Origin of the sequence: Gelidibacter sp. (genome assembly GCF_035577925.1) — a bacterium.
GTDB lineage: Bacteria > Bacteroidota > Bacteroidia > Flavobacteriales > Flavobacteriaceae > Gelidibacter.
The window spans coordinates 1-8,974 of the sequence record NZ_DATJCY010000063.1 but is presented as its reverse complement, the minus strand read 5'-3'; the positions used below and the strand labels follow the sequence as shown (position 1 = coordinate 8,974).

At 37.3% G+C, this 8,974-nt stretch carries 9 protein-coding genes; 1 reads left to right on the top strand and 8 read right to left on the bottom strand.

Features of this window, described 5'->3' with window-relative positions; all coding sequences use genetic code 11:
* Window positions 1–126: 126 nt before the first annotated feature.
* From VNJ50_RS01930 to VNJ50_RS01895, 8 genes are all read right to left on the bottom strand, one after another.
* A complete protein-coding gene (locus VNJ50_RS01930) occupies window positions 127–435 on the bottom strand; it encodes a DUF6122 family protein (RefSeq protein ID WP_325578529.1) in 309 nt (102 codons plus the stop codon).
* Window positions 435–1,055 (bottom strand): WbqC family protein, encoded by a 621-nt coding sequence (locus tag VNJ50_RS01925; RefSeq protein WP_325578527.1) that lies wholly within the window; start codon window positions 1,053–1,055, stop codon window positions 435–437. Before VNJ50_RS01925 ends, VNJ50_RS01930 begins: the two co-directional genes overlap by 1 nt.
* 26 nt (window positions 1,056–1,081) lie before the next feature.
* Complete coding sequence (gene lepB / locus VNJ50_RS01920) at window positions 1,082–2,626, bottom strand: signal peptidase I (protein ID WP_325578525.1); 1,545 nt, start codon at window positions 2,624–2,626, stop codon at window positions 1,082–1,084.
* A gap of 116 nt (window positions 2,627–2,742) precedes the next feature.
* Window positions 2,743–3,444: a 4-hydroxy-tetrahydrodipicolinate reductase gene (dapB, locus tag VNJ50_RS01915; RefSeq protein WP_325578524.1), complete on the bottom strand. Its 702-nt coding sequence runs from the start codon at window positions 3,442–3,444 to the stop codon at window positions 2,743–2,745.
* A gap of 92 nt (window positions 3,445–3,536) precedes the next feature.
* Entirely contained in the window at window positions 3,537–4,142 is a 606-nt protein-coding gene (locus VNJ50_RS01910; protein WP_325578522.1) for a DUF5683 domain-containing protein, read from the bottom strand.
* A complete protein-coding gene (locus VNJ50_RS01905; RefSeq protein ID WP_325578520.1) occupies window positions 4,132–5,037 on the bottom strand; it encodes a ParB/RepB/Spo0J family partition protein in 906 nt (301 codons plus the stop codon). The genes VNJ50_RS01910 and VNJ50_RS01905 overlap by 11 nt, the downstream gene beginning before the upstream one ends.
* Window positions 5,037–5,801: an AAA family ATPase gene (locus VNJ50_RS01900; protein WP_325578518.1), complete on the bottom strand. Its 765-nt coding sequence runs from the start codon at window positions 5,799–5,801 to the stop codon at window positions 5,037–5,039. The genes VNJ50_RS01905 and VNJ50_RS01900 overlap by 1 nt, the downstream gene beginning before the upstream one ends.
* 241 nt (window positions 5,802–6,042) lie before the next feature.
* The gene (locus tag VNJ50_RS01895; protein WP_325578516.1) at window positions 6,043–6,921 is read right to left on the bottom strand and encodes an SDR family oxidoreductase; all 879 of its coding nucleotides are present in this window, start codon (window positions 6,919–6,921) and stop codon (window positions 6,043–6,045) included.
* A 346-nt stretch (window positions 6,922–7,267) separates the two neighbouring features.
* On the opposite strand from VNJ50_RS01895, the gene VNJ50_RS01890 reads away from it, so the two are divergent.
* Window positions 7,268–8,908: a CTP synthase gene (locus VNJ50_RS01890; RefSeq protein ID WP_325578514.1), complete on the top strand. Its 1,641-nt coding sequence runs from the start codon at window positions 7,268–7,270 to the stop codon at window positions 8,906–8,908.
* Window positions 8,909–8,974 lie beyond the last annotated feature (66 nt).

The following is an 8,974-nucleotide window of genomic DNA, read 5'->3' as shown; positions in this document are numbered from 1 at the left end:
GGGCATATTTTAAGAATTCAGAAGTTTTAAAATACAAATATATTTCTTTTTTCTCAGTGTAACTTTGTGAAATTCCGTGGAGCTCTGTGAAATAATAAGTGATGATCAAGTCAGTATTCTTGATTTCTACATCATCAAACAATCCACGCTATCTGCCAGTATATGAATGACCAATCCAAGGCCTAAAATCCGGGTTTTCTTAAAAAACAAAAAACCGAAGTAAACAGCAATCGCGTAGTACGTATGAAGCGGATGAAAGTTGATGCTGCAACGTCCAGGAGAAAAAATTGGCGTCGCCAATAAATGATCCAAATCAATTAACATCCCCGCAATCATAATGAGATAAGCCATTTTCCAATGCGATTTAAAAAAGAAATAGGCTACAAATAGCGGCAATCCAAAATGTATTCCGTAATGTATTATGGGTTGTAACATTATTGTGGAAGTTGTTGCCGTTCAAGATATAACAACGCATTTGGACCTTCATTGAAAATCAGATCAAGAATGCTCAAATTAGGAATAAACCCATGTTTTTCATCAAATACTTGAACGTAAGGTTTTAGGGGTTGCTCGGTTTCTTTTCTATGGTTTGCCAAATAACGATAGTCTGTTTTAGAGATAGGATTTAATTCAAACTCCTGGGTGAAGTCGTAATCTAATTCGTGCTGTAAACATTCTAAAACAGCATTTAAGCACGTTAGATTAAATGCCATTAAATGCGTGGCCTCACTTTTGAAAATCGGAAGTAAATCATCTTCATAAAACTCAAAAAATGGTGAACTGCTATAAGCGGATTGTATGGATTTCCAATGCAGATCCTGCCATTTTTCATCATTTGAAATGAGAATATCCTTGTAAAGCTGTCTGTTCTTTTGCGTATAGATCACCGGAATCGTCAAAGATGTTTTTCCTTGCGAACCGTAAATATTCATGCGGTTTCTATAGGTTTGCTTTTGAAAATTATCACAAACTTCAAAAGTTACTTTTTTCGCCTGAATCATTGCAACGCATTGAGTGATACTTGGAAAATAAGTAGGATGAAGCAGAATGTCCATAATTTAAAAGTGTGGTTTAAACACTGCTATTTTGAAGCTTTCTTTTTACGCCAAGTATTGTAACCGAAAAATGCACCCAGTAAAACTAAAAACGGAATGAGGTAGGAGACCGGTTTGCCATTACCACCAACGGTAGTGAAAAAACGTTCCCATCGCGGATTTTTAAGACCATCCCAGCTCATCCAAACAAAAACAGGTTTTCCAACAACATGATCAAAAGGTACGAAACCCCATACTCTGGAATCTTGCGAGTTATGACGGTTATCTCCCATCATCCAATAATAATCTTTTGTAAAGGTATAGTGGTCGGTAACCTTGCCATCAATACTAATTTGATTGCCCTGTACGGATATGTCACGCCCTTCATAAGCTTTAATGGCATGTTTGTATAATGGCAGGTTTTCTGGAGTCAAAGTAATTGTGGCTCCTTTTTTGGGAATATATAATGGTCCAAAGTAATCGTTGTTCCAGTTATATGCTGGATTCATCGGGAAAATTCCAGCATCGCGATGTCCCAAAGAATCTTTTCTAATTTCAATCGAAGCAATATTTGGATGGTTTTTAGCTCTAGCCGCAGCTTCTTCAGTGGCCGCAGGAATAATCCACTCTTCAGTAGCTTGGTCATAACCTAAACCATCGGTCATATCAAAACGCTTTAGGATATCATAAACTTGTGCGTTTGATGATATCTGACCTTTAAAGGTGATGCTGTATGAAAATTGGATTTTTGCACGATCGTTCAACACGTTTTGTTTGCCATTGATATAAACATAACCATCTTTAATAGATAAGGTATCGCCTGGCAAACCAACACTACGTTTTACATAATTGGTTTTTTTATCGATAGGTTTGTAGTAAAACTTATCGGTATGTCGCATGTCCAACATGGTATCTACAGGCCAATTAAACACCACAATATCATTGCGCTTAATTTTTTGAAAACCAGGAAGTCGCATATAGGGTAATTCTGGTTTTGTGAGATAGGATTTTATGTTTAAAATAGGAAGCGTATCATGAACCATTGGCGCAGCTACCGTAGTCATTGGAAGTCTGGCACCATAATGAAATTTACTTACAAATAGAAAATCGCCCACCAACAATGTTTTTTCTAACGATGAGGTTGGAATATTAAAGGGTTGGATAAAATAAGTATGGACAATTGTAGCGGCAACAATTGCAAAAAGAATAGAGCTGATCCAATCACCGGCTGCTGTTTTTGGTTGTAAACTTCTATCTTTTATGTATTCTACATTGGTCAGATAATTAAGATAATACAGATAAAATCCAAAAGTAAGCAATACTAAAACAGTGTCTGTGGTTGTCGATTTTCCAAAACTCCTGGCGGTTTCTACCCAAACTACAGGAAACATAATCAGGTTGACAATGGGCACGAACAATAAGATGGTCCACCACCAAGGTCGGTTGATGATTTTCATCAAAATGACGGCATTATAAACAGGCACAAAAGCTTCCCACGCTTGTCGTCCTGCTTTTACATATAATTTCCATGTGCCAATTCCGTGGATGATTTGCACCACGAAAAAGAATATAAACCACTGCGTAAATGTCATCTGATACTATTTAATTTTTTAAGATCACCACTCAACATTTTTAAAATCTTGAAGAGGTGACCAGTTCTACAAATATATTGTAAATCGTAAATTGCAATTTAAAAATAACCAATAAGTTAACCAATGTTTAACACATCTTTCATTGAGAAAATGCCTTTTTTATCGGCAATCCATTCGGCGGCAATCACAGCACCCAAAGCAAATCCGTCGCGGTTATGCGCTGTATGCTTAATTTCAATGGTGTCAACGGGTGAGGTGTAGCAAACTTCATGAGTGCCAGGAATGTTGTCCTTACGTACCGAATTGATGTGTAATGCTTCTGGTTTTGAGGCATCAAGTGTCCAAGTTCCGTATTTCGAATTTTTAAGAATTTCCTCAGCTAATGTAATAGCGGTACCACTTGGCGCATCCAACTTTTGTGTGTGATGGATTTCTTCCATACTGATATCGTACTCGGTTAAATTGCTCATCAATTTTGACAGTGTTCGGTTCAATTCAAAAAATATATTGACCCCAAGGCTAAAATTGGAAGCATAAAGGAAAGTGCCGTTTTTTTCTTTACATAAAGCAACCACATGATCATAGTGTTCCAGCCATCCGGTGGTGCCCGAAATAACGGGGATCTGATGTTCAAAACAGTTAACAATATTAACCACTGCCGAATCTGGCGTGCTAAAATCAATCGCCACGTCCACATTATTAAAATTATAGTCGCTATTATCCCGATCAACTTTTAAAATAATGTCATGACCTCGTTTAAGTGCAATTTGCTCAATGGCTTTTCCCATTTTGCCGTATCCTAAAAGTGCGATTTTCATAAGTGGATATTTATTGTTTTTTAATGGTCTTTTGTAATTCGCAAGTCTTGATTCGTGTTTTTGGTCGAATTTTGATAATGCTCATTTCATGGTTAAAATTTAAAATTCAAAGTAACTCCCAAATTGGTAGAGTTTTCTTGTTCGTTATATTCAAAATGAGGCTTTAAAGCCAAATTTTCATCTAAATTATATTGCAGTAAATGTGCGTCCACATTGGCGTCGATGATATTAAGCGCATAAATTCCAAAGGTGATCAGCAAGGATAATTCCTTATTACGGCGTAAGGTGTTTTGTGCCCTAATTAGCCCATCATTCGAAACTTTTGGCGCTGGGCCATCACCATAAAACTCGTCATTAGTATGGCCGGCCAATCTGCTTTTATAGGCATTCCGATAGCGCTTATACACTTTGTCATTATCCAAATAAAAATAAACGCCTGTACCCAAAGCGGCATAAACAATTGGGACTTTCCAATATTTTTTATTATAAACTTGTCCCAAACCGGGTAAAACTGCCGAATAAAAAGCGGCTCTGGAAGGTGCCAAAATATTCATGGGTTCTCGAACAATAATGGTGCTGTCTATTACCACATTTTTGTCAATATTGGCAGGAATAGTATCGGTTTCGGTTTGAGCGAAACCATAGAAACAGAAAAAGAATAAAATATAAAGTGGTGTATTTATACGCTTATTTGACACTTTGAACGAGTTTTTTAATCCGGTTAAAATCTTCTTCTGAATGAAAAGGAATGCTAATGGTCCCTTTTCCTTTCTTGTTTACTTTAACGTTAATTTTTTGTCCAAAGTATTCTGAAAACTCTTTGATGCCATTTTGAACAAAACTCGGTAATTCAGTTTTTTCGGTGGTGGCAGTTTCGTTTTCGTTTTTATGATGATAGTTTTTAACCAATGACTCTGTATCTCTAACAGATAGTTTATCGGTCAGGATTTTTTCGTAGATATCCAATTGGTCAGATTGATCTTCGATATTGATGATGGCCCGACCATGGCCCATAGATATAAAACCATCGCGCATACCGGTTTGGATGATGGGATCGAGTTTTAAAAGACGAAGGTAATTGGCAATCGTAGAGCGTTTTTTACCCACACGTTCACTCATTTGTTCTTGTGTCAACTGAATTTCGTCAATCAAACGTTGGTACGATAACGCAATTTCTATTGGATCTAAATCTTGACGTTGGATGTTTTCGACCAAAGCCATTTCCAAAGATTCCTGGTCGTTTGCAATTCTGATATATGCCGGAATAGTCGACAGACCAATAAGTTTTGAAGCTCTAAAACGACGTTCCCCAGAAACTAATTGGTACTTGTTGAAATCAAGTTTTCTAACGGTAATGGGTTGTATTACACCTAGTTCTCTAATGGATGACGCAAGTTCTTTAAGCGTTTCTTCATTAAAATTGGTACGTGGTTGAAAAGGATTGATTTCAATGGCTTCCAATTCTAATTCTACAATATTCCCAATGACTTTATCGGCATTTTTATCCTGTACCGATTTGATATCGTTTGCCGGATCTTTTAAAAGTGCTGATAATCCTCTTCCTAATGCCTGTTTTTGTGTTGCCTTCGCCATTAACCGTTCTTTTTAATAACTTCTTTTGCTAAATCTAAATAATTGGTAGCGCCCTTGCTGCTCACATCATAATTAATGATGCTTTCGCCAAAACTTGGTGCTTCTCCCAAACGCACATTACGCTGGATGATGGTTTCAAAAACCATATCGCTAAAGTGCTTTTGAACTTCTTCAACCACTTGGTTTGATAAACGTAAACGTGCATCGTACATGGTCAATAACATGCCTTCAATGTCCAAATCCTGATTGTGCACGCGTTGTACGCTTTTGATGGTATTCAAAAGTTTGCCCAGACCTTCCAATGCAAAATATTCACACTGAATTGGAATGATAACCGAGTCGGCAGACGTCAATGCATTAAGGGTCAAAAGGCCTAAAGATGGTGCACAATCAATTAAAATATAATCATAAGTTTCCTTTAAATGACTGATCGCTTTTTTGAGCATATATTCACGTTCATCCTTGTCAACAAGTTCAATTTCAATAGCTACGAGATCTATATGTGCTGGAATAATATCTACATTTGGTGCGTTTGTAGGAATGATACAGTCTTCTGCTTTTACAGAATGCTCAATTAATTGGTACGATCCTACTTCAACACTGTCAACATCTACGCCAAGGCCAGATGAAGCGTTCGCTTGTGGATCGGCATCTATAATAAGTACTTTTTTCTCTAATGCACCTAAGGAAGCGGCTAAGTTTACTGAAGTCGTGGTTTTTCCAACGCCTCCTTTTTGATTGGCTATTGCAATAATTTTGCCCATTAAATAATCTGGTTTTAGTAGCCGTAAAAATACAATTATTTGCGAGTTTAAAAAATGTTACTTGTTAACAAACCGATCCTGATTTAAAAAGAGAAGGTCTTTAAAAATGTGAAACCACTAAGGTTTTGTCTTTAGTGGTTTAATTTGGTGTTGTTTTGTGCCTAGCCTTATTTGTTTTGCCTTCTCACTTTGATTTAAGTATTTTGAAGTGAATACATCTTAATTAAAATTACTTTAGATTTTAACCTTTTTTGGCGCGTATCATGGCTTCTAATTGATCCCACATTTCTTTGGGAATTTGTTCCAGTATATTGAATTGTCCTGCCCCTTTAAGCCATTCGCCGCCATCAATGGTAATGACTTCACCGTTAACGTATGCCGAAAAATCAGAAACGAGATATGCCGCTAGATTAGCTAATTCTTGATGATCGCCCACACGGTTTAGCGGTACTTTTTTAGCCATATCAAATTTATCTTTTAAGTCGCCAGGAAGGAGTCTGTCCCAAGCACCTTTTGTAGGAAATGGTCCAGGAGCAATAGCATTGAAACGGATGCCATATTTTGCCCATTCCACAGCAAGACTTCGCGTCATGGCCAATACGCCGGCTTTTGCGGTAGCACTTGGTACGACGTAGGCGGAGCCCGTCCAAGCATAAGTTGTTACAATGTTAAGTACGGTTTTGTTAGTTTGTTTAGAATCGATCCAATGTTTTCCAAAAGCCAATGTGCAATTTTTACTGCCTTTTAAAACAATGTCAATAATGGTATCAAACGCATTGGGAGACAAGCGTTCTGTTGGTGAAATAAAGTTTCCCGCAGCATTGTTGAGCAGCACATCAACACTGCCGAATTTGTCAAGTACATTTTGTAACATGGTTTCGACTTCGTTAAAGTGACGCACATCACACTGCAGGGCGAGGCAAGTGCCGTTGGTTTCGTTTTCCAGTTCTGTGGCCGTCGTTTTCAGCTTTTCGAGATTGCGAGAAGTGATGGCAACATTGGCACCCAATTCCATGAAATATTTGGACATGGCTTTACCTAATCCGCTGCCGCCGCCTGTTACTACAATGGTTTTTCCTTTGAGGGCATCATCTCTGAGCATTTTTTGTGTATAAGTCATTTTGATGTTTTAAGTGTGAATTTAAAAATAAGGATAATATCTCATGATTTTGATTTCGAAGCACAAAATTGTTTTTAAAATTAGTGTAAATCTGAAAATAAAACCTACGGAATTCTGTTCAATAGTTGGCATCTAAATTTATAGGAAATGATTGTTCGATTCTGTTTTTTATTATTGATAATTTCATTTTATTAAGTTATCGAAAGAATATTTATTAGGGTAATAAATTGTAATTCAGTTGTTTGATTTATAATAATAGGTGCGGATAGATACTTGAAATAACTAAAATTTGATGCTCCAATAACTATTTTAATTTTGTAAATTTGCCTGCGTTTAATAACGCATCATGGCATCTACTACAAAATACATATTCGTAACGGGCGGAGTAACGTCTTCCTTGGGCAAAGGGATTATTGCCGCTTCTTTGGCAAAGTTACTGCAAGCGCAAGGTTATAGAACCACCATCCAAAAATTGGATCCTTATATAAATGTCGATCCAGGTACTATGAACCCTTATGAGCATGGCGAATGCTATGTGACCGATGATGGTGCAGAAACTGATTTGGATCTAGGTCATTATGAGCGTTTTTTGAATGTACCCACAAGTCAGTCAAATAATGTGACCACAGGTCGTATTTATCAAAGTGTTATTGAAAAAGAACGTCGCGGTGAGTTTTTGGGAAAAACCGTTCAGGTGATTCCACACATTACCGATGAGATTAAAAATAGGGTCCAACTTCTAGGAAAATCTGGTGACTATGATATTGTCATTACCGAAATTGGTGGCACCGTTGGCGATATAGAATCCTTACCTTATATAGAAGCGGTACGACAATTAAAATGGGATTTGGGTGAGCAAAATGCCATCGTAATCCATTTAACCTTAGTGCCCTATTTGTCGGCAGCTGGCGAATTGAAAACAAAGCCTACACAGCACAGCATCAAAACATTGATGGAAAGTGGTGTGATGGCCGATATTTTAGTGTGCCGATCAGAACATGAATTGCCTTTGGATTTACGTCGAAAATTAGCCTTGTTCTGCAATGTTCGTGAAGAAGCCGTTATTCAATCTATTGATGCCTCTACAATTTATGATGTTCCTAATTTGATGTTGGAGCAAGGTTTGGATAAAGTGGTTCTTAAAAAATTAGGGCTTCAAAGTGATGCGCCAGATTTGACCCAATGGAATCAGTTTTTAAAACGACTTAAAAATCCAAAGAGTGAAGTGACTATTGGATTGATTGGAAAATATGTAGAATTACAAGATTCTTATAAGTCCATTTTGGAATCCTTTATTCATGCCGGAGCAGAAAATGAAGTTAAAGTGAATGTCGAATCCATACATTCTGAATTTTTAACCGTCGAAAATGCTTCTGAAAAGTTAGCACATTTAGATGCTGTGTTGGTTGCCCCTGGTTTTGGCGAACGTGGTGTAGATGGCAAAATTGAAGCCGTAAGATATGTGAGGGAAAACAATATTCCATTTTTAGGAATTTGTCTAGGAATGCAAATGGCAGTTATTGAATATGCAAGGAATGTTTTGGGTTTAAAGAATGCTAATTCTACTGAGATGAACCCGCATACAACCGACCCTGTAATTGACTTGATGAACTCTCAAAAAGATATTACCGATAAAGGTGGTACCATGCGCCTTGGAGCCTGGGCATGTCAACTGGAAGAAGGGAGTATTGCCATGGATGTCTATAAAACCACCGAGATTTTAGAGCGCCACCGCCATCGATATGAATTTAATAATGATTATAAAACCCAATTTCAAAATGCAGGAATGATTGCCACAGGATCAAATCCTGAAACGGGCTTAGTAGAGATTGTCGAAGTTCCTGCGCATAACTGGTTTGTTGGCGTACAATACCATCCCGAATATAAAAGTACCGTTACCAATCCACATCCGTTGTTTGTGGCTTTCGTTAAAGCTGCTGTCAATTATAAAAATGAAAAAAATCATGCCACTATGGCAAAAAAATAAATTTGGATGCATTTTTGCGCTGAAAAACCGAACTAAAAAATAATTTTACCAACTTAAAAAGACTTG